15 protein-coding genes, 1 tRNA gene and 4 pseudogenes are annotated in these 21,704 nt (G+C 44.0%); 17 read left to right on the top strand and 3 right to left on the bottom strand.

Annotated elements, in window-relative coordinates; genetic code table 11:
* Positions 1 to 118: 118 nt before the first annotated feature.
* The 3 genes and pseudogenes from J5O05_RS04280 to J5O05_RS04270 form a co-directional block, all read right to left on the bottom strand.
* A complete protein-coding gene (locus J5O05_RS04280; RefSeq protein WP_244369783.1) occupies positions 119 to 559 on the bottom strand; it encodes a hypothetical protein in 441 nt (146 codons plus the stop codon).
* Between the two features lie 99 nt (positions 560 to 658).
* Entirely contained in the window at positions 659 to 1,129 is a 471-nt protein-coding gene (locus J5O05_RS04275) for a globin (RefSeq protein WP_208843734.1), read from the bottom strand.
* 141 nt (positions 1,130 to 1,270) lie between these two features.
* Positions 1,271 to 2,028, bottom strand: a pseudogene (locus tag J5O05_RS04270) (delta-class carbonic anhydrase).
* Positions 2,029 to 2,252: 224 nt separating this feature from the next.
* Between J5O05_RS04270 and J5O05_RS04265 the strand changes: the two are divergent.
* The 17 genes and pseudogenes from J5O05_RS04265 (at position 2,253) to J5O05_RS04185 (ending at position 21,659) form a co-directional block, all read left to right on the top strand.
* Positions 2,253 to 2,330, top strand: a tRNA-Met gene (locus tag J5O05_RS04265).
* Between the two features lie 282 nt (positions 2,331 to 2,612).
* Entirely contained in the window at positions 2,613 to 3,068 is a 456-nt protein-coding gene (rimP, locus tag J5O05_RS04260; protein ID WP_208843733.1) for a ribosome maturation factor RimP, read from the top strand.
* 38 nt (positions 3,069 to 3,106) lie between these two features.
* Entirely contained in the window at positions 3,107 to 4,606 is a 1,500-nt protein-coding gene (gene nusA / locus J5O05_RS04255) for a transcription termination factor NusA (RefSeq protein ID WP_208843732.1), read from the top strand.
* A gap of 26 nt (positions 4,607 to 4,632) precedes the next feature.
* Positions 4,633 to 7,291, top strand: a pseudogene (gene infB, locus J5O05_RS04250) (translation initiation factor IF-2).
* Between the two features lie 82 nt (positions 7,292 to 7,373).
* Positions 7,374 to 7,796 (top strand): 30S ribosome-binding factor RbfA, encoded by a 423-nt coding sequence (rbfA, locus tag J5O05_RS04245; protein ID WP_208843731.1) that lies wholly within the window; start codon positions 7,374 to 7,376, stop codon positions 7,794 to 7,796.
* Entirely contained in the window at positions 7,796 to 8,740 is a 945-nt protein-coding gene (gene truB / locus J5O05_RS04240) for a tRNA pseudouridine(55) synthase TruB (RefSeq protein WP_208843730.1), read from the top strand. The genes rbfA and truB overlap by 1 nt, the downstream gene beginning before the upstream one ends.
* 110 nt (positions 8,741 to 8,850) lie before the next feature.
* Positions 8,851 to 9,120 carry a 30S ribosomal protein S15 gene (gene rpsO, locus J5O05_RS04235; protein ID WP_208843729.1) on the top strand — a complete coding sequence of 90 codons (270 nt, stop codon included), beginning with the start codon at positions 8,851 to 8,853 and terminating at the stop codon, positions 9,118 to 9,120.
* A 239-nt stretch (positions 9,121 to 9,359) separates the two neighbouring features.
* Positions 9,360 to 11,492, top strand: coding sequence for a polyribonucleotide nucleotidyltransferase (pnp, locus tag J5O05_RS04230; protein WP_208843728.1), 2,133 nt, complete (start codon positions 9,360 to 9,362; stop codon positions 11,490 to 11,492).
* A 241-nt stretch (positions 11,493 to 11,733) separates the two neighbouring features.
* Positions 11,734 to 12,612, top strand: a complete 879-nt coding sequence (nlpI, locus tag J5O05_RS04225; protein WP_208843727.1) for a lipoprotein NlpI — start codon at positions 11,734 to 11,736, stop codon at positions 12,610 to 12,612.
* Between the two features lie 161 nt (positions 12,613 to 12,773).
* Positions 12,774 to 13,700, top strand: coding sequence for a hypothetical protein (locus J5O05_RS04220; protein WP_208843726.1), 927 nt, complete (start codon positions 12,774 to 12,776; stop codon positions 13,698 to 13,700).
* Between the two features lie 274 nt (positions 13,701 to 13,974).
* Positions 13,975 to 16,768, top strand: a pseudogene (locus J5O05_RS04215) (monovalent cation/H+ antiporter subunit A).
* Positions 16,768 to 17,115 carry a Na+/H+ antiporter subunit C gene (locus J5O05_RS04210; protein WP_208843725.1) on the top strand — a complete coding sequence of 116 codons (348 nt, stop codon included), beginning with the start codon at positions 16,768 to 16,770 and terminating at the stop codon, positions 17,113 to 17,115. Before J5O05_RS04215 ends, J5O05_RS04210 begins: the two are co-directional and overlap by 1 nt.
* Before the next feature lie 8 nt (positions 17,116 to 17,123).
* On the top strand, positions 17,124 to 18,641 hold the full coding sequence (locus tag J5O05_RS04205; RefSeq protein ID WP_208843724.1) for a monovalent cation/H+ antiporter subunit D: 1,518 nt from the start codon (positions 17,124 to 17,126) through the stop codon (positions 18,639 to 18,641).
* Positions 18,641 to 19,178, top strand: a pseudogene (locus tag J5O05_RS04200) (Na+/H+ antiporter subunit E). Before J5O05_RS04205 ends, J5O05_RS04200 begins: the two are co-directional and overlap by 1 nt.
* A complete protein-coding gene (locus J5O05_RS04195) occupies positions 19,172 to 19,441 on the top strand; it encodes a K+/H+ antiporter subunit F (protein WP_208843723.1) in 270 nt (89 codons plus the stop codon). Before J5O05_RS04200 ends, J5O05_RS04195 begins: the two are co-directional and overlap by 7 nt.
* 13 nt (positions 19,442 to 19,454) lie before the next feature.
* Positions 19,455 to 19,784 (top strand): Na+/H+ antiporter subunit G, encoded by a 330-nt coding sequence (locus J5O05_RS04190; RefSeq protein WP_208843722.1) that lies wholly within the window; start codon positions 19,455 to 19,457, stop codon positions 19,782 to 19,784.
* A 291-nt stretch (positions 19,785 to 20,075) separates the two neighbouring features.
* Positions 20,076 to 21,659 carry an Ig-like domain-containing protein gene (locus tag J5O05_RS04185; RefSeq protein ID WP_208843721.1) on the top strand — a complete coding sequence of 528 codons (1,584 nt, stop codon included), beginning with the start codon at positions 20,076 to 20,078 and terminating at the stop codon, positions 21,657 to 21,659.
* Positions 21,660 to 21,704 lie beyond the last annotated feature (45 nt).

Below are 21,704 nucleotides of genomic sequence, written 5' to 3'. Positions count from 1 at the left end.
ATACGAACAGGGGAAGGATTTGGCTCATTTTAAAATTTGAGTTGTATGCAACCCTTCACATTGCGCTATCAAATTACGTAGGTGAGATCCCACATCAGCACTTTGGATTTGAGTATGATCAACGAAGTCCTTTACTTTGGTTTTGAGACTCGGTTAACTCATATTGACTCAGTAACGTACGCAGGTAATTTAATGTTTCCGCACCCTGACGAAGCAGGTTTGGGATCTGTTCAAGTGAGATTTCTTGGCTGGAGAGTTCGGCTATTGCGGAAAAAAGATCCGTTAAATTTGCGCTGTCTTGAAGCGCTCCTTCAACCGTTGCTAGTGAGCCAAGAGGATCACTTTCCAACTTAGTTGCGACGCATGATGCAACACTGCCTTTTTCAGCCGTTTTAGCGACCGCATTGAGGCCATTTTCTCTTATTGCTGAAATTGCCGCTTGCAGTTCAGGATGTTGATCTAAGTACTGCTGTTCCAATTTATTGTTCGCAGTCTGAAACACATCGCAACCAGAGAGGGCAAGAAGGCAACCAGAGGCAAGAAGTAACCGATGTTTCATATTTTCTCCGAATTTAATCATAACCAAAATCAATATGACGGGATTGTCACATCTTATACTATTTTAGCTATATTCGGTACATCTCTTGCCTCAACCACATTAAGAAGCCTGTGATTTTTTCAATCGGTGCTCATGCAGACTAACTACGTTCGTTCGGCCATGCATTTCGTGATTGAGTATGTTTGACACCACATGAAGCAGTCGGCGCCAAGCGTTTCGCATAGCAAGCGTATATTGTTTGCCTAGATGAAGCTGTATTGTGGCGAGGAAACAGTTACAAAGCACGCAAATATCGCGCTCTGTTAGATTGTACTCACGCAGCTTTTTAGCAGTCTGGCTGAGGTAATCGACCAAATTGTTGTGTTCGAGAATTAAACCAACACATTGATGTACGAATCTAAAAAATTCGTTTTCATCATTGAGTATTCCCTCGTCAGAAAAGGTGAATGATGTATTGAGTTGATAATTTGAAATTTGTTTTCGAAAAGAAACACAGAAACAGTGAAAGTTAGGTCTAACTACCGCCAGTGATTGTGTCAACATGCGGTATTGATATGGTGATATGCTCATAGTCGCCCCAATAAAAATCAGGAGCGCATCCTTTTGCTCAAACTAGAATGTTTGGATTGAGTATAGACAGCGAATGTCGACTTTGCGACATTCGCGAAAAAATTTGTGCGTAATTTCTGACAAATTTAACTTGGATTGAAATTACTTAATTGGAGACAGTAACTTAGGATCCGTTACTAGCTCACGAACACCATGTGCATGGTCTTCTTCGAATTCGTTACTTTCACACCATTTTGCCAAACTGTTTATGTCAACTTTGGCACAGCTCGGACGAACGCTCCACGTCACTTGCAGTGGCGAACATTGTTGGCTGGTGTATTTAGGGCCGGTTGTTGAGCCTAAAAATTCTACCGGTTTACCGGTGTTATCAGGAATATGCTTTGGTTGGTGATAACCATTTACCACGTTACCATCGTAACCAAGCTCATTGAAATCAAGTGCATTCGGATCGTTAACCACTAAGAACACTTGAGTTTCAACACGTAAATCTGGGTTAGCACATTTATCGTTTAAACAAGAGCCAAGGCCTTTGCCTGGTTTGACATCACATGAACTGTGCACCCAGTGCACTTCAATGGTGTCACCTGGTTTCACATTTTTACAAACTTTGCCTTCTGGTGCTTTGAGTTCTGCCGCTGTTAATGAGACTCGTTGCGTTACATTGGTAACCACCGTGCTCACCTGAAGTCCGCAAAAACAGAAAAGTCTTTTGCTTTGTGTTCAGCATTTTTGTGGAAATGGATGTTACACAAGTTCATTTCTGAACTCTGAGGCGCTTTTGAAAAAGAGCGAGCATTTTCGCCAAGAACACTGTCAATATCACGAGGGGTCTGAGGACCAAAACCTTCGCATGAATCAGCGATTGCATAAGATGACGTCATCCCGAAGGCAATGCTCATTAAAAGAGATTTGTAAGCTCTACTTTTCATTCTAATTTTCCTATAATGGGTAAAATGGCCGTTAATATAGATAAAACTTAAACAGGTACAAGCTTTTTGCGTTTAGTTGTTGATAAAATAAGAACAATCCACAAAAGAACTTTATTTTCCTCTGCGGTTGCTTATTAATGTAACACTCTTTATAATAAGCGCCAGTTTTAGACATTACTTGTAATGTCAGTTGCCGCGGGATGGAGCAGCCTGGTAGCTCGTCGAGCTTCATAACCCGAAGGTCGTCGGTTCAAATCCGGCTCCCGCAACCAAGACTTGTGCTTTTAAAGCATAGTGAATACGTCGAAAACACGAGAGTGTTTGTTTCTAGTTCGCGCATTCTTTGTAATGCGCGTTTTGCGTTTAAGCACTATGCTCAATGAAGCCTTTCTTGCCGCAACCAAGCTGGCCTTTGGCCACACCGTTGATTTTTGTGTGACGCCCCGCTTGGTTCGGGGCGTTGTTGTATCTAAACCCAGTGAATCGGGTTTAGAGCATGTTACAGCTTTACTGGGGCAACGAGTACCCTTTTTTTGTTTGTATGGAGGAAATTCGTGACAAAACTCGAGCAAGATTTAACTGCAATGCTTGAACCAGCCGTAGAAGCACTTGGTTTTGAGCTATTGGGTCTTGAGTTTGTAACTGCTGGTCGTCACTCGACACTACGCGTATACATTGACCATGAAAATGGCATCAATGTGGATAACTGTGCGGAAGTCAGTCATCAAGTGAGTGCCATCATGGATGTCGAAGACCCGATTACAAACGAGTATACCTTAGAGGTCTCATCACCAGGTGTTGACAGACCTTTGTTTAAGCAAGCGCACTTTGAACAGGCGGTCGGTGAGGAAATACGTTTACGTACTAAATTACCTCAGGATGGTCGTCGTAACTTTAAAGGCGATTTAGTGGCAATTAACGGTGACGTGATCACGCTGAAAATAGATGGTGCAGAGCATATGTTAATGCTTAGCAACGTTGAGCGTGCCAACATCATCGCGAAATTCTAATTAGAGTGCGAAGGAACAGGGCAAACGAGGCATTACCTATGGCAAAAGAAATATTATTGGTGGCAGAGGCCGTCTCTAATGAAAAAGCGGTTCCAAGAGAAAAAATCTTTGAAGCTTTAGAGTTCGCACTAGCGACTGCAACAAAGAAAAAACACGAAGGTGAGATTGAAGTTCGTGTTTCTATTGACCGTAAAACTGGTGATTACGATACTTTCCGTCGCTGGAGAGTTGTTGAGCCATTAGAGAACGGTGGCTTAGAGAACCCATTTTCAGAAATTACACTAGATGCAGCACGTTATGACGAGCCTGAAATCCAACTTGGTGACTACGTAGAAGAACAAATTGAGTCTATCAAGTTTGACCGCATTACAACGCAAATGGCGAAGCAAGTTATCGTGCAAAAAGTACGTGAAGCTGAGCGTGCGTTAGTTGTTGATGCGTATAAAGATCAAAAAGGCGAGTTAGTTACGGGTGTCGTAAAGAAAGCATCACGTGATGCCGTTATTATCGATCTAGGTAACAACGCAGAAGCGGTAATTTACCGCGATGACATGTTGCCACGCGAAAGTTTCCGTCCAGGTGACCGTGTTCGTGGTTTACTTTACGAAGTTAAACCAGAAGCACGTGGTGCACAGTTATTCGTTACACGTTCAAAACCTGAAATGTTGATGGAATTGTTCCGTATCGAAGTGCCAGAAATTGGCGAAGAGATGATTGAACTCCGTGGCGCAGCACGTGACCCAGGTTCTCGTGCAAAAATCGCGGTTAAATCAAACGACAAACGTATTGACCCTGTTGGCGCGTGTGTTGGTATGCGTGGAGCACGTGTACAAGCAGTTTCGTCTGAACTCGGTGGCGAGCGTGTTGATATCGTTCTTTACGATGACAACCCTGCACAGTTCGTGATCAATGCAATGGCGCCAGCAGAAGTTGCGTCAATTGTTGTTGACGAAGATTCGCGTTCAATGGACATCGCGGTTGAATCAGACAACCTAGCACAAGCAATCGGTCGTAACGGTCAAAACGTGCGTTTGGCAAGCCAACTAACTGGTTGGGAGCTAAACGTGATGACTGTGGAAGACATGCAGCGTAAGAACTCAGAAGAGTCAGACAAATTAGTGAATCTATTCACTGAAAACTTAGACATCGACGATGACTTCGCGGCGCTTCTAATCAATGAAGGTTTCTCTTCACTGGAAGAAGTTGCGTACGTGCCTGTTGCAGAGTTTTTAGAAATTGATGGTCTTGACGAGGACACAGTTGAAGAGCTGCGTAATCGTGCTAAAGATGCATTAACAACGAAAGCACTTAAAAACGAAGAAAGTTTAGAAGGTGCTGAGCCTTCAGATGAGCTTTTAGCTTTAGAGGGCCTAGATCGTCACACGGCGCTAGTTTTGGCAAGCAAGGGTATTATTACGCTTGAAGACCTAGCTGAGCAAGGTATTGACGACCTAGTTGAGATCACAGACATAACAGATGAGAAAGCGGGTGCCCTAATCATGGCTGCACGTAACATCTGTTGGTTTGGTGATGAGTAATTTATTAACGGGAGGTAACACACACAATGGCAGAAGTGAGCATTGAGAGACTAGCCGAGACAATCAATACAACTGTTGATAAGTTACTCCAGCAGTTACAAGACGCTGGTATCACCAAAGCCAAAGGTGAAACGGTTACGGAATCAGAGAAAGCGCAGTTGCTTGACCATTTGAGCAAGCAACATGGCGGCAAAGGCTCTGAAGGCCCTGAGCGTATGACTTTGCAACGCAAGAGTAAAAGCACTCTAAGCGTAACTGGTGCTACAGGCAAAGCAAAGTCGGTACAGGTTGAAGTTCGTAAAAAGCGCACTTACGTTAAGAAGAGCGCACTTGAACAGCAACAAGATTTAGAGCGTCAAGCACAAGAAGACGCAAGCGCAACGCGAAGCTGAATTACAAGCACAACGTGAAGCCGAATTGCTAGCAAAGCAAGAAGCTGAGCGTAAAGCGAAAGAAGAAGCAGAGAAGAAAGCACAACAAGATCTAGCGAAGCAAAAAGCTGAAGCAGATCGTGCTGCTAAACCTGCTCGTTCTGACGCAGAGCTTGAGCAAGAGCGCGCTGAAGAAGAGCGTCTACGTAAAGAAGCGGAGGAAGCTGCAATTCGTAAAGCCGAAGAAGAAGCAGTACGTCAAGCAGAGATTGCACGTAAACTAGCTGAAGAAAATGAAGTGCGTTGGCAACGTGAAGAAGAAGAACGTCGTGAGCGTGACGCAAATAGCGATCACCACATCACTACGTCGACTTATGCACGCCAAGCAGAAGATGAATCGGATGAGCGTGAAGAGAAAAATGCTCGTCGTAGCGTGAAGAAGAGCAAAACTAAAGCAAGCTCTAAAGAGCGTGAATTGCCGGTGAACCGTAAGGCTCACAAAGGCAAGCTAAAAGCGCCTTCAACGTTACAACAAGGTTTCCAAAAGCCGACTGCTGAAGTGAAAAACGAAGTTCGTATCAGTGAGACAATCACCGTTGCAGAACTTGCGTCACGCATGGCAGTAAAAGGTGCTGAAGTCGTTAAAACGTTGATGAAGATGGGTGATATGGTAACTATCAACCAAGTCATCGACCAAGAAACGGCTCAACTTGTTGCGGAAGAAATGGGTCACAAAGTTGTTCTAGTGAAAGAAAACCAACTAGAAGAGCAAGTACTTAGCGACCGTAACGAAGGTGGTGAAAAAGAACACCGTGCACCAGTTGTTACTGTAATGGGTCACGTTGACCACGGTAAAACATCGACACTTGACTACATTCGTAAAGCGAAAGTGGCTTCAGGTGAAGCCGGTGGTATCACACAGCATATCGGTGCGTATCACGTTGAAACGGAAGGTGGCATGATCACATTCCTAGATACACCTGGACACGCGGCGTTTACGTCAATGCGTGCTCGTGGTGCGAAAGCAACGGATATCGTAGTACTTGTTGTTGCAGCAGACGATGGCGTAATGCCTCAGACAAAAGAAGCGGTACAACACGCGAAAGCGGCGGGTGTTCCTCTAATTGTTGCTGTAAACAAGATGGACAAAGAAGGTGTTGATCCAGACCGCGTTAAGAACGAACTTGCTGCACTTGATGTAATTCCTGAAGAGTGGGGCGGTGAGACTCAGTTCGTTTATATTTCTGCGAAAACAGGTCTCGGCATTGATGAGTTACTTGAGTCAATCCTAATGCAAGCTGAGCTTCTTGAGCTAAGCGCTGCACACCAAGGTATGGCGGCAGGTGTTGTTATTGAATCTCGTCTTGATAAAGGCCGTGGTCCGGTTGCAACGGTACTTGTTCAATCAGGTACACTAAACCAAGGTGACATCGTTTTATGTGGTCTTGAGTACGGTAAAGTTCGTGCGATGAAAGACGAAAACGGTTATGACATCAAGTCTGCAGGTCCATCTATTCCAGTTGAGATTTTAGGTCTATCTGGCGTACCAGCTGCGGGTGATGAAGCAACTGTGGTTAAAGATGAGCGTAAAGCGCGTGAAGTGGCATTGTACCGTCAAGGTAAATTCCGTGAAGTGAAGCTTGCTCGTCAGCAGAAAGCGAAACTAGAGAACATGTTCTCTAACATGACTGAAGGCGACATTTCAGAAGTTAATATCGTTCTTAAAGCAGACGTACAAGGTTCTGTGGAAGCGATTTCTGACGCATTGGTTAAACTGTCTACAGACGAAGTGAAAGTGAAGATTGTAGGTTCAGGTGTAGGTGGTCTTACTGAGACTGACGCAACACTTGCAGCTGCATCTAACGCAATCCTTGTTGGTTTCAACGTTCGTGCGGACGCATCTGCGCGTAAAGTTATCGAGACTGAATCGTTAGACCTACGTTACTACAGCGTAATCTACGATCTAATCGAAGAAGTGAAACAAGCAATGGTTGGTAAACTTGCGCCTGAATTCAAACAACAAATTATCGGTCTTGCAGAAGTACGTGATGTATTCCGTTCACCTAAGTTTGGTGCGGTTGCAGGCTGTATGGTTGTTGAAGGTATCGTTAAGCGTAGCGCGCCAATTCGTGTTCTTCGTGATAACGTTGTTATCTATGAAGGTGAACTTGAGTCACTACGCCGCTTCAAAGACGACGTACAAGAAGTACGTAACGGTATGGAGTGTGGTATCGGCGTTAAGAACTATAATGATGTAAGATCAGGCGACCAAATCGAAGTATTCGAAACGGTTGAAGTACAACGTACACTGTAACGTCTTCATAGTTCCAGAAAATGGGGGCAACAGCCCCCTTTTTGCCGTTGTTTAATTGGTTAAATTTTGATAAGTGGTGAGCATGAGAGAATTTTCTCGTACCGATAGAGTAGGCCAGCAAATTCAAAAAGAAATTGCGGTTATTATTCAAAGAGAAATTAAAGACCCACGTTTAGGTTTAGTAACAGTGTCTGCTGTAGAAGTATCGCGAGACCTGTCCTATGCCAAGATTTTCATTACGGTTCTCAATACCAACGATGAAGACAAGACAAAGCAAAGTGTAAAATTGTTGAATGAAGCAACAGGCTTTATTCGTTCATTACTTGGTAAGCGTATTCGTGCGCGTATCATGCCAGAACTGCGTTTTGTCGTTGATAATTCATTGATGGAAGGTATGCGTATTTCGAATCTAGTGGATTCGGTGATCCGTGAAGACAAAGCAAAACGTGGCGATGAGTCAGATGAAATTCAAGATGATTCAGAGCACAAGGGTTCAGAAGAGTAATGGCAAGGCGCAATAAAGGAAGGCCGATTGACGGCATCTTATTATTAAACAAAGCGCAGGGCATCTCGTCAAATAAAGCACTTCAACAAGCTAAGTTTTTGTTCGGTGCACAAAAAGCTGGACATACAGGGGCGCTAGATCCGCTTGCGACTGGTATGCTCCCCATCTGTTTTGGTGAAGCGACTAAATTCACGCAGTTTTTGCTCGATACGGACAAAACGTATGTGGTTCGCGCCAAATTAGGTGAGCGTACGACAACATCAGATTCTGATGGTGAAGTAGTTGAAACTCGCCCTGTTAACATTACGCGTGCGCAGCTTGAACAGGAGGTTACAAGCTTCTTGGGCGAGTCTGACCAATATCCTTCAATGTATTCTGCATTAAAGTACCAAGGTCAACCGCTTTATAAATATGCGCGTGAGGGAATAGAGGTTCCTAGAAAATGTCGTCGTATTACTGTCTTTAGTATTTCACTGGATGAATATGATGAACAAGCGCAGGAAATTCAAATGACTGTGCATGTTTCAAAAGGCACGTATATTCGCACTATTGTTGATGATTTGGGTGAAAAACTTGGCTGTGGTGCGCACGTCATTATGCTCCATCGCAGTGAAGTAGGTCATTACCCAAGTGATAAAATGATAAGCTTTGAGGCACTTGAAGCCTTGGTTCAATCAGTTGCACAAGACGAAACAGCTCGATTTGCGTTGCTTGATCCGTTGCTTTTACCTATGGATACGGCGCTTGCTGATTTACCGATGGTAGAGATTAACGCGGAGCAAGGCAAAGCGTTTGGCCACGGACAAGTGGTTAAATTAGAAAGCGGCGAAGTACCTGAAGGCATTGTTAAAGTAATGGCGGATGGACGCTTTATTGGTCTTGGTGAACGTAACCCTCATGGGCATTTAAAAGCGAAACGCGCTTTGTCGAGCACACAAGAATAAAGCGGTGGTAATTTACAGGTAAGCCTGATAGAATCCGTCCGCTAAATTGCTTTGGCTGAATTAGTGATCGGCTAAAGCGTGTTATACACCATAAATTTTTGGAGTTTATTATGTCACTAAGCAATCAAGAAAAAGCAGCAATCGTTGCAAAATTCGCACGCGCTGAAGGCGACACTGGTTCACCAGAAGTTCAAGTTGCACTTCTAACTGCTGATATCAACAAGCTACAAGGTCACTTTGCTAACCACAAGCACGACTTCCACTCACGTCGTGGTCTTCTACGCAAAGTTAGCCAACGTCGTACGCTTCTTGACTACCTTAAAGGTAAAAGCGTTGAGCGTTACGCTGCACTAATCAGTGAACTTGGCCTACGTCGCTAATAAATTGATTACGATGGGTTAAATTTAACCTGTTGGGAAAAAGGGGCTTACTAGCCCCTTTTTTTGTTGGTCTTTCACAAGTATACTTAACCCGATTTAGCATTGTGTTAAGTCACGCCAAACTTTGCCAATTGTAGTACTTAAGCTGATTTCCTAAGTTGTACAAAGACGTAAGTCTGCTTAAGACTGTAATTGGTTCCAGTTGGCGTTTTGTTTTATAAAAATGAAAGGAATAAATTGTGCAAGCAATTATTAAAGAATTCCAATTGGGCCGTCACACGGTTACTCTTGAAACTGGCGCAATCGCGCGTCAAGCAGACGGTGCTGTTCTTGCTAGCATCGGCGACACTTCAGTTTTAGTTACTGTTGTTGGTAAGCGCGAAGCTGCACCTGGCCAAGACTTTTTCCCTCTAACAGTAAACTACCAAGAGCGTATGTACGGCGCGGGTCGTATCCCAGGTGGTTTCCTTAAACGTGAAGGTCGTCCGTCAGACGGCGAAACGCTTATCGCACGTCTAATCGACCGTCCAATTCGTCCACTTTTCCCTAACGGTTTTGTGAACGAAGTACAAGTAATTGCAACAGTAGTATCAGTTAACCCTGAGATCCAACCAGACATCGTTGCGATGATTGGTACATCTGCAGCGCTTGCTGTTTCTGGTATCCCATTCAATGGTCCGCTGGGCGCATCACGTGTTGGTTACATTGATGGTCAATACGTTCTTAACCCTACGCTTAAAGAGCTAGAAAGCAGCCAATTAGACTTAGTTGTTGCTGGTACTGAAAATGCAGTGCTTATGGTTGAGTCAGAAGCTGGTGTGTTATCAGAAGACGTAATGCTAGGCGCTGTAGTTTACGGTCATGAACAATCTCAAGCTATTATCAATGCAGTGAACGAATTCAAAGCAATGGCGGGTAAAGCTGATTGGGAATGGACTTCTCCTGAGAAAGACGTTTCATTTGCTGAGAAAGTTGAAACGATCGTTGGTGATAAAGTAGGTGAAGCCTACCGCATTACTGACAAAGTAGCTCGTAAAGAAGCGCTATCTGCTGCGAAAGAGCTTCTTGTTTCTACATTAGAAGCTGAACTTGCAGAAGGTGAAAGCCTAGACTCACAAGTTGTTGCTAAGCAATTCGGTTCACTTGAGAAGAAAATCGTTCGTAGTCGTATCATCGCGGGTGAAAAACGTATCGATGGCCGTGACACTGACATGGTTCGTGCACTTGATGTAATGACTGGCGTACTTCCACGTACTCACGGTTCAGCAATCTTTACTCGTGGTGAAACTCAAGCGCTTGTAACAGCAACTTTAGGTACAGAGCGTGATTCACAGCTTATCGACGACCTAGTTGGTACGAAAAAGCACCACTTCATGATGCACTACAACTTCCCTCCATTCAGTGTGGGTGAAGTTGGTTTTGTTGGTTCACCAAAGCGTCGTGAAATTGGCCACGGTAACCTTGCTAAGCGCGGTGTTCAAGCGGTTATGCCAACATTGGCTGAATTCCCATATTCAATCCGTGTTGTTTCTGAAATTACAGAATCAAATGGTTCGTCTTCAATGGCGTCTGTGTGTGGTGCATCACTTGCACTGATGAACGCGGGTGTACCAATCAAGGCATCGGTTGCGGGTATCGCAATGGGTCTTGTGAAAGAAGGCGAAGATTTTGTTGTTCTTTCAGACATCCTCGGTGACGAAGATCACCTTGGTGATATGGACTTTAAAGTAGCGGGTACACGTGAAGGTGTAACAGCACTTCAAATGGACATCAAAATCGAAGGTATCACAAAAGAGATCATGCAAATCGCGCTTAAGCAAGCTAAAGCGGCTCGTTTACACATCCTAGGTGTGATGGACGAAGCGATTTCTTGCCCAGCAGAAGAGCTGTCTGAATTTGCTCCACGTATTTACACGATGAATATTCCACCGAAGAAAATCGCGGAAGTTATCGGCAAAGGCGGTGCTACAATCCGTCAATTAACGGAAGAAACTGGCACAACGATTGAAATCGAAGATGATGGTACTGTTAAAATCGCGGCAACTGACGGCCTAAGCGCGAAAGAAGCAATTCGTCGTATTGAAGCGTTAACAGCTGAACTTGAAGTAGGTACAGTTTACACAGGTAAAGTGGTACGTATCGTTGACTTCGGTGCGTTCGTAAACGTACTACCAGGTAAAGATGGTCTTGTTCACATTTCGCAAATCAGCAATGAGCGCGTAACGAATGTTGCAGATCACTTATCAGTAGGTCAAGAAGTGACGGTTAAAGTTCTTGAAGTAGACCGTCAAGGCCGTGTACGTTTGAGCATGAAAGAAGCTGCTGACAAACCAGCAGGCGAAGCTCAAGGCGACGCGCCATCAGCAGAATAATGCTGATATAAAATAGGTTTAACGAAAAGGGGCTGCTTAGCCCCTTTTTTTATGCTTTAATTAACTGCCTGAACTTTGGAAAGTTATCCTAGTCTTACTGATTTTAGGGCTGAATTAACACCAGCCTAAATGAAGGGAAATAACTTGCATTCACATTTATCGTTGACAACAAAGTCTCGACTGTCTCTCTTGTTTATCCGATCTTCAGGAAATTCGTGCATCGCTAAGGGCTGAGGAGTCTATGAAGTTAAAACCAATTTTATTTGCTATGGGTGCTTTATCCATTTTGGCAGGATGCCAAAGTACTTCAACGCCACAAGCACAACCCGTATTAAACGTTCCATTTGGTATTCCACTGATTGCAGATTACCGCAATGAGATTGCAATTGCGCGCTTTTCAGAATTGCTGGCTCGCACAGAATTGCCTGCCGATCAGCAAGCGCAATTGTTATATGACCGAGGCGTGCTTTACGACAGCCTAGGTTTAACCACACTCGCGCGTATCGATTTTAATCGAGCAGTAAAAATGAAGCCAGACTTGGCCGAGGTGTACAACTTTTTAGGCATACACCACACGTTATTGCAGCAGTATGAACAAGCATACGAAATGTTTGACGCCGTTATCGAACTTAACAATAAACACGATTTTGCCTATTTAAATCGCGGTATTGCGTTGTACTATGGCGAACGTGCGGATTTAGCTGAAAAAGATTTTAGTACGTTTTTGGCCCGAGCGCCGAAAGATCCTTATCGCGCACTTTGGTTATATCTCGCACAAAGTCACCTTGACGATGCCGCCGCCGCCGCGACACTTCGTGAAAATAGAGCCGGTTTAGATAACGCGAGTTGGGCTGTCCAAATTGTTGACTTATACCTTGGCAATTTGTCTGAATCCGATTTCTTAAGTAATCTAAGTGCCGGGATTGATTCGCAACAGGCTTACGCTGAGCGTTTATGTGAAGCTTATTTCTATCTTGCGAAACTCTATCAAGCGAGAGGTGAAAAAGGCGTTGCGGCGGATTTCTTCAAACTCGCTCTTGCGACTAATGTGTATGAGTTTGTAGAACATAAGTATGCAAGGCTTGAGTTGGACCTAATGAGAGGAATGAGTGAAGGCTAAGCATTTCACTTTTTTCGGATGCTTACTAAGCTTGGTTTTTATTACGCCATCGAGTCTCAAGCACAGTAAGCATCTCATATACTGCGTTAATTAACAAAACACCTCTGGCGTACTTCTTATATAACCCCGAATTGATTTCTCCCGAGAGACTGTCAGAGTCCGTGATAAGTCAATTGTCCGAATTAAACGTATCACACCTACAAGTTGAAAAAATTCGGCGATTACTTTATGCCAATAGAATCGATGACTTCTTACTTTTTGCCGAAAGTGTTATGGGGGAATGGTCACTCGAACAAAAAAGCGTGGTGTGCGACTGGTTGCTTGCAAAACAGCAAGTTGACTTACTTGCAGGACTCAGTGAACTAGTCGAGTTACCAAAAGAGATTGAGCAAATTATTCGTATCTACCATGGTCAAGCCGTGGACGAAATTCCAGCTTGGTTGGCCTCACGACTCACGTTAGGGACTCCGACATTTCCATCCACGCAATGCGTGAAAACAATCGAGGTTATCGTTGATTCGCTTGATGGGCTAAACGCGATAGAGAAAGCCGTGGATCAGTACAGCCTGAGACCTGAACCTTTTAAAGGAGCATTTTGTTTTTCAAAACCCCGATATAGCAATGGTCACCTTCAATGCAACATTGATAAACAAGGTTATGCCAAGTGTCATGTAACTGATGATATTGTTCCGCGCAATACCGACCATCGTCTTTATGTTACCCAACAAGGCCTAGCGAACGTGCGGGGTCATGTGATGACCTTAAATCATAAAAGTGGTTATGCTGTGCTGGTTCATGAGCTGATGCATTTCAGTGGCTTTGAAGATGAATATGTATTTTCAGCGAGTAAGACTAAACTGAAATGTGCGCAAAAGGGTCGACACGCACCAAATTTATATGTCGGTGAACATGGTGATGAACCCGCAGGCTGGAGTGAAAGCCCAAGTTGTCAGTTTGGTAAGTATCGCTCATTCAGGCCGGTAGAGCGTTGGAGTAACTTGCAGTATCAATCGATGCCACTACCGGACTTATACAGGCAACTCTGGACGACCATATTAGATGGTGAACGCGTCAGTCAGTCGCTCTAAGTAAGTGAATAAAAGCGAAAAAGCCGTAACGGAAATTGAATTTGGTATTAAATAACACATAATGGCTTGTTAATGTGTTCAAAATCGAAACACCTAATATCGCTATAACTGGACAAATGACGCTATTTTACAGTATAACTGTGCCCGTTATGCTTGAAAAAAAGCAAGCAATTTATGCGCTTGGAAAGTGCGAGTTGGCAAACCAAGCAAGTTAATGCTGAATGTCAGAGTCGGTATTTCCTTGGTGGTTTACTACAAGTAAAAGGTAGGTTCTATGGCATTGCTTTGGATACCCTTGTTATCCTTAATTGGCAGTTTTCTTACTTCAACACTCGGACGACTGAATCGAAATCAGTTAACGACGGTTGCTCTTTTAGCGCCAATAGCCGCGCTAATCACAACGTTTCAGATGGTACCTGATGTCTTCAATGGTCACGCTGTTCGTTATTCTCTCGAGTGGATCCCATTACTTGGGATTGATCTATCATTTCGTCTAGACGGATTGGCTTTACTCTTTGTTTTATTGATTTTAGGCATTGGTTGTCTTGTCTTATTTTACGCGCGTTACTATTTAAGTGAGCGTGATTCAATGCCGAAGTTGTATTCTTATCTTCTACTCTTCATGACGGCTATGCTTGGTATTGTTTTATCCAACAACATCATTCAATTGTGGCTGTTTTGGGAGCTGACGAGCATCAGTTCGTTCTTATTAATTAGCTATTGGAATCACAAATCTGAAGCACGAAATGGTGCACGCATGGCACTTGCTGTAACAGGTGGCGGTGGACTTGCCTTACTGGCTGGGCTTCTATTGCTCGGTAATATCGTTGGTAGCTACGATTTAGACGTGATTTTGGCAAATAGAGGCTCTTATTCAAGCTCATGAATTATATGAAATAACCCTTATTTTAGTGTTGTTGGGTGCGTTTACAAAATCTGCCCAATTCCCATTTCATTTTTGGTTACCTCACGCAATGGCAGCACCGACGCCAGTGAGTGCTTATTTGCACTCTGCGACAATGGTTAAAGCGGGCATCTTTCTCCTTGCGCGTTTCTATCCAGCGCTTGCGGGAACAGACATTTGGTTTATTCTGGTTGGTTTAACTGGCCTCGCGACTTTATTAGTTGGCGCATACATCGCGTTGTTTAAGCATGACTTAAAAGGCTTACTGGCGTATTCGACCATTAGTCATTTAGGTTTAATTACACTGCTGTTGGGTTTGGACACCGAATTGGCGACGGTTGCAGCTGTATTTCACATTATCAATCATGCGACGTTTAAAGCATCGTTATTCATGGCAACGGGCATTATCGATCATGAAACGGGCACTCGTGACATGCGTAAGCTTAATGGTATGTGGCAATTTATGCCATACACCGCGACGTTGGCTATGGTTGCCGCGGCGGCAATGGCGGGAGTGCCGTTGTTGAACGGTTTCTTATCAAAAGAAATGTTCTTCGCAGAGACGTTACACCAACAGCTACTAGGTTCGATGTCGTGGCTTATACCTGTACTTGCGACGATTGCAGGGGCCTTTTCCGTCGCATATTCTGCTCGTTTTATTCACGATGTGTTTTTCAATGGTCAACCGATTGATTTACCTAAAGAGCCGCACGAAGCGCCTCGCTATATGCGAGTGCCAATCGAAATTTTAGTTGCTCTGTGTTTATTGGTTGGCATGTTTCCGAACTTCATTGTTGATGACATCTTACGTTTGGCGTCGAGTAGTGTGCTGGGTCAAGCAGCTCCAGACTACTATGTTGCGATTTGGCATGGTTTCAATTTACCTCTGCTAATGAGCGCACTTGCGGTGACCGGTGGTTTGGTCATTTATACCCAACGTAAGCATCTGTTCCAGTTCCAATCGTCTTTACCGCCATTTAGTGCTAGATCGGTATTTGAGCGATTCATCTCGGGTACAATGGCGTGGAGTCGCAAAAAAATTGATGCAATGGAGAATGGTTCGCTGCAACGCTATCTGCTTCTCATGTTTTTAGTCATTTTGTTGGCAGCAGCATGGCCGTTATTTGAAATGCATAAATTGGTGGGTGATAAAGCGCCAACCGATATTGATGTTCACGTTGGGATTGGTGCCGCGTTACTTATGGTCGGTGCTCTTGGTACAGTGATTTGGCATCGTGCGCGAATTGTAGCGCTTATCATGATCTCTATCGTGGGACTAATGGTCTCGGTTGCATTTACGCGTTTTTCAGCACCGGACCTTGCGCTTACACAGCTTACCGTTGAAGTGGTTACTGTCATTTTACTGATGCTGGCGCTATTTTTCCTTCCGCAGACGACGCCAAAAGAATCTAGCCCATTGCGTATTGTTCGAGATCTCTTTATTGCATCCTCAATCGGTGTGATTGTGGGGAGTATTTGCTATGCATTAGTTACACGACCTTTGTCGTCTATCTCTGACTTTTTTGTGGCAAATGCAAAAACCGGTGGCGGCGGCACAAACGTAGTCAACGTGATTCTGGTTGATTTTCGTGGATTTGATACGTTGGGTGAAATCACGGTTCTAGGTATTGCGGCTCTTGGTATATTCAAGCTATTGATAAACTTGCCTCTATTTATGCCAGCTGGCGATGGAGAAGGGCGTCCATGGGCAAAAGAGCGCTATCCAATTTTACTTGCGAGTATTTCGCAAGCTCTCTTGCCGCTTGCGCTATTAGTCTCTGTTTACATTTTCTTACGTGGTCATAACTTACCAGGTGGCGGCTTTATCGCGGGGTTAGTTACTGCGATTGCGTTTATTTTGCAGTACATAGCACATGGCTCTGAATGGATAGCAGAACGTTTTACCATGAACTATCGCAAAATCATCGCATCGGGTATAGCGATAGCCATGGCGACGGGCGTAGGCAGTTGGTTCTTTGATAGACCATTCTTAACTAGTTGGTTTGAATATTTTGATTTGCCTGGTGTTGGTAAGATTGAATTGGCAAGTGCGATGGCGTTTGATTTAGGGGTTTACATCACGGTGGTCGGCGCGACGATGATGATCCTCGCGAGTTTGGGTAAATTAACGACCCAAGCTGTAGAAAAAGATAAGGAGGCGTAATGGAGCTGTTGTATTCATCGAGCGTGGGATTGCTCGTGGCTTGCGGCGTATTTCTTATTCTGCGCGGCAGAACTTTTCCAGTCGTACTTGGCTTAACGATGTTGTCGTACGCTGTGAATCTCTTTTTATTTGCCGCAGGTCGCTTGAGTTTAAATAAAGCTGTGGTTTTAGGCACGAGTGAAAGTTATGCCGACCCGCTGCCACAAGCTTTGGTACTCACGGCAATTGTAATCGGCTTTGCGATGACCGCTTTTGTTGTGATATTGGCAATTCGTGGACGTGCAGACCTCGGCAATGACCATGTTAATGGCGTTGTGCCAACGCCAAAGTTAAAGAAAAAGAGGTAGAGGTCTGAATGTTTGAACATCTAGTCGCATTGCCGATTTTACTACCTATGTTGGCGGGCGTAATTTTATTGATGCCGCCGTGTGGTAAAAACGTCCAAGTTCGCCGCGTTGTTTCAGTTTGTCTATCAGCGCTGACACTGGCGATTTGTATTGGGTTACTTTATCAAGTGACTACCGCTGAGCCAATTGTTTATGCCGTAGGTAACTGGCAAGCACCATTTGGCATTGTTTTGGTGGCAGATCCGCTCGCCGTAATTTTGGCGAGCCTAACGTCCTTTTTAGGGCTTGTGTGTGCACTATATAGTGTGAGCGGTGACGACGAAAAAGGTAGCTTTTTCCATCCGCTTTTGCATTTCCTCATTCTGGGCGTTAATGGGGCGTTTTTAACGGGAGATGCGTTCAATCTATTTGTTTTTTTTGAAGTGTTACTCATAGCTTCTTATTCACTGCTTATGCATGCTGCTGACAAGCACACGACTCGCGCGGCATTGCAGTACGTCATTATGAACTTAGTTGGTTCGGCGGTTTTCTTAATTGCACTAGGGATCCTCTATGGGGTAACTGGTACCCTGAATATGGCAGACATGGCAGTGAAAGTGGCTGCATTGACTGGTGATGACGTCTATCTCGCGAAAATTGGTGGTCTGCTGCTTTTAGTCGTGTTTGCACTTAAAGCGGCGTTATTACCCCTGCACTTGTGGCTTCCGAGTACCTATGCATCAGCAACACCAGTGGTTGGTGCGCTCTTTGCTATTATGACGAAGGTCGGTGTTTATTCTATGATGCGTGTCTACACTCTGATTTTTGGTGAAGGTGCAGGCGAACTTAGTCATATGGCACAGCACTGGCTTTGGGGGCTTGCAATTGCAACGATAGTGGTCGGTGCGATAGGTGTACTGGCGAGCCAAGATCTCCGCAGACTTGCTGCAAACTTGGTTATCGTATCTGTTGGTACGTTAGTCGCTCTAGTGGCGGTACAAACCAAAGAAGCAACGTCGGCAGCCATTTTTTATATGGTCCATTCTACATTAGTGTCTGCGGCTCTCTTTTTACTTGCCGATTTAATCGCACGCCAACGTGGTAAAGTACTCGACCGAATTACCGCTGGGCGAGGGGTAAATCAAGAACGCATCCTTGGTATTGCGTTTTTAATCGCAGGTCTTACCGTGATCGGCATGCCGCCTTTCTCTGGATTTATAGGTAAACTTTGGTTGTTGGATGCCACATTTGATGCTGAACATGCAGCGGTTTTTTGGCCTGTTTATTTGCTCGCAAGTTTTGCACTTTTAGTAGCGCTTGCGAAGGCTGGGGCTACGGTGTTCTGGCAACGACCACAAAAAGACGTTGCGGTTATTGAAACGGAAGATGCGTCAAGCAATCAACTTGTCGCAGTTTACCTCTTGGTTGCTTGTTCCCCATTGTTGGTTATCTTTGCAGGCTACTTTACCGAACTGAGTGAAGTTGCTGCTGGATGGCTTCATAACCAAGATGCTATGAAATCGTTAGTATTAGGAGGGCGTTCGTAATGCGTGTAGAATCGCGTTTTAGTTGGCTACCAACGCCTTTTAGAAGCCTGATGTTGTTTATTGTTTGGCTTTTACTCAACAACAGTGTGTCACTTGGACATATTATTCTAGGTGGTGTGCTGGCGATAGTAATTCCGTGGATTACCTTTCCGTTTCGAGATCCTCAGCCTCTCATCTTGAAGCCTGAGACTCGCGTTAAAACAGTTAGCGATTGTGCTCTTTGATATTATTACCGCAAACCTACAAGTAGCGGCATTGATATTGGGTCCTAATAAAAAGTTAAACCCGGCCTTCGTGAAAGTGCCCCTCGATTTAACCGAAGCAATGCCCATCACCATTTTGGCTAGTACCGTGTCTTTAACACCCGGAACAGTAAGTGCTGAAGTATATCCATGGGCTGAGGCATTGGAACCCGGTGAAGAACCAGAGCAGCGTTATCTTCTTATCCACGTCCTGAATCTTGAAGATGAGGCTGAGCTTATCGAAACCATAAAGCGTCGCTATGAAGCGCCACTTAAGGAGATATTTGAATGCTAGAAACGGTTTTGCTGATTGTGTTTGCAATGTTGGGACTGGCGTTACTTCTCAGTGTGTGGCGACTTGTTGTCGGTCCTTCATTGCCTGACCGTATATTGGCGTTAGATACGATGTACATTAATTCCATCGCACTGATTATTTTATACGGTATGAGTATGGGGACCGCGTTGTATTTTGAAGCGGCGTTGCTAATCGCGATGTTAGGTTTTGTAAGTACAGTTGCAGTTTGTAAATACTTACTTCGTGGCGATATTATTGAGTAGATAAGGTGAACCTGTGTCAGAAATAATTATTTCAGTTTTACTGCTTGTTGGTGGTGGATTTGTACTGATTGGGTCAATTGGTCTTGTGAAAATGCCGGATTTTTTTATGCGTTTACATGGTCCAACTAAGGCAACAACGCTCGGTATGGCCTGTCTCTTGACAGCTGCGATTGTCTTTTTTAGCCAAACTGTCGATGGCATCAGTGCGAAGGAAATCCTAATTTCTATCTTCCTACTGCTTACCGCGCCAATTAGCGGTTACATGTTAATTAAATCGGCTATCCATCATCGTCTTCCTGCAAGCAAAAATACAAAAGGCGAAGAAAACATCGAAGAAGATTGAAGCAGACCACGAGAAACTGAAAAAGGACTCATCGAGTTCTTTTTTAATTTTCCCCACAGCATATATAAAAAATCAAAAGATATTTTTTGTTTGTTTCAGAAGCGACAATAGGTTTTTGTTGGTGTTACTTATTCGTCGAATTTCAAGTTTGTAAAAGTTGTAACTATCGGTATTTAAATAATAATTTCTGTCACTAAACATGATGATTCGTTGATTATTTGGTCTGTTTCAGTTTAGAATTGTTTCTGAATAGGGTCTAAATTTTTTACTCTAATTTAATTAAGGACAATTATGAAAATCAAAGTATTGAGTCTCGCTATTTCAACGCTCGTCTTGAGTGCATGTGGTGGTTCAAGTGAATCAAGTTCGCCGAGTTCTGGCTCGGGTACTGATGTCGTGACTCCATCCACACCAGTTGTGAAATTTGACGTCAAACCAGTCATTAACATTGAAACGTTAGAAGATGCCTCGCTTGCTATCGATATTCAAGCAGACAAAATTCCTGATGGCTCAGAGTCAGTCGTCGTCGAGATTGTCGAGACAGCGCAATTAGGCAGTATTTCAGTTGCATATCCATCAATCACTTATACACCTAACCCTGATGTTTCTGGTTCAGATTCAATCACTTTTAAGTTGAAAAAGGGTGATGTGGTAAGCGATTTGGTCAAAGTGAATGTTGCGGTTGTCGCCGTCAATGACGCTCCTTTGATTTCTGGTAGTCCACAACTAAATTTGAAATTAGATGACGAATATAACTTTAAACCTAGCGTACAAGATGTTGACTCTCAATCGTTAGCTTTTTCAATTGAAAACAAACCTGCATGGGCGACATTTGATAGCCTGAGTGGGGCTTTAACGGGTAAACCCACGTCGGTAGATAACATCGGTACTGTGGTTGGCGTAAAAATTTCAGTATCGGATGGTCAATATTCAGCTGCATTACCTGCATTTGATATTACGGTTCAAAGCCAGCCATGGACACGATTAACTACTTTGCCAGCGGACCAAGGTTCACACTTAAATGCTTCAAAGCATGAAAATGCACTGTTTACACTTTCACATGATGTCGCTTTGGCTTCGAGTATGAGTTGTGCAAATGTTCCCAGTAAACAACCCATGTTATCTCGTTTTGATGTTGCTACAGGTACTTGGTCGCAACTAGCGACGCCTCCGCTCCCGCGTTATTATTTTAATTCGCAATGGGTAGGCGACAAGCTTTATGTGTTTGGTGGAACGGATATTTGTCCAAGCGGAGGTATGCCGGTAACGAAAGCAGATATCTATGACGGGGCACTGAATTCGTGGAGTTCAATCGATTCACCGAGTTTCTCTCCATTCGGCATGCGAGTTACAGCGAGTTGCTCACAAGGTCAAGACCTGTTTGTCTTTTCTACTCAATCTGATGTGCAGTATATAAATACTTTGAATACATCCGATAATAGCTGGACAAGTGAAGCGCTTGCAGAAGGTACGCCTTCTGTTAAAGAATGTTTTACGCACAATAACACACTAGAAGTGATCACGAGTTCAGCACAAAACTTATCTCTTGGGCAGTTCGATTTAGTGACGAAAGCAATACTGAATGAAGCTGCGATTCCAAACTCTACTTCAAGCGAGTACTTTGATGTGGCTTTAAGTGCAGATAAGCTTTATTTCGTGACTGCAAAAGCAACTCAGGTCTATGACTATGGTATTTCACAATGGCAATCTGCAAGTGAAAACCCATTTGCTGTTGAAAACCAAGCGGGGCAATTAAACTATTTGAGGGATTTCAAATTAGTTGGATTAGGAGACAGAGTCCTATCAGTGGGTGGTAGTTACACCACTCAGCCTACACCTGCTGTTTATCAATATTTACCCGCAGCAGACCACTAGAAACTGAAAAAGGTACTCATCGGTGCCTTTTTTAATGCTACTCTG

The sequence above is a fragment of the Pseudoalteromonas xiamenensis genome, from assembly GCF_017638925.1.
GTDB lineage: Bacteria > Pseudomonadota > Gammaproteobacteria > Enterobacterales > Alteromonadaceae > Pseudoalteromonas > Pseudoalteromonas xiamenensis.
Note: the sequence above shows the minus strand (reverse complement) of the source record. Positions and strands in the feature narration are given on the sequence as shown.

Coding starts and splice junctions, on each gene's coding strand:
- J5O05_RS04280 (WP_244369783.1), bottom strand. CDS start 559: ATGAAACATCGGTTACTTCTTGCCTCTGGTTGCCTTCTTGCCCTCTCT.
- nusA (WP_208843732.1), top strand. CDS start 3,107: ATGGCAAAAGAAATATTATTGGTGGCAGAGGCCGTCTCTAATGAAAAA.
- J5O05_RS04205 (WP_208843724.1), top strand. CDS start 17,124: ATGTTTGAACATCTAGTCGCATTGCCGATTTTACTACCTATGTTGGCG.
- J5O05_RS04185 (WP_208843721.1), top strand. CDS start 20,076: ATGAAAATCAAAGTATTGAGTCTCGCTATTTCAACGCTCGTCTTGAGT.
- J5O05_RS04275 (WP_208843734.1), bottom strand. CDS start 1,129: ATGAGCATATCACCATATCAATACCGCATGTTGACACAATCACTGGCG.
- nlpI (WP_208843727.1), top strand. CDS start 11,734: ATGAAGTTAAAACCAATTTTATTTGCTATGGGTGCTTTATCCATTTTG.
- rbfA (WP_208843731.1), top strand. CDS start 7,374: ATGAGAGAATTTTCTCGTACCGATAGAGTAGGCCAGCAAATTCAAAAA.
- J5O05_RS04195 (WP_208843723.1), top strand. CDS start 19,172: ATGCTAGAAACGGTTTTGCTGATTGTGTTTGCAATGTTGGGACTGGCG.
- truB (WP_208843730.1), top strand. CDS start 7,796: ATGGCAAGGCGCAATAAAGGAAGGCCGATTGACGGCATCTTATTATTA.
- rpsO (WP_208843729.1), top strand. CDS start 8,851: ATGTCACTAAGCAATCAAGAAAAAGCAGCAATCGTTGCAAAATTCGCA.
- J5O05_RS04210 (WP_208843725.1), top strand. CDS start 16,768: ATGGAGCTGTTGTATTCATCGAGCGTGGGATTGCTCGTGGCTTGCGGC.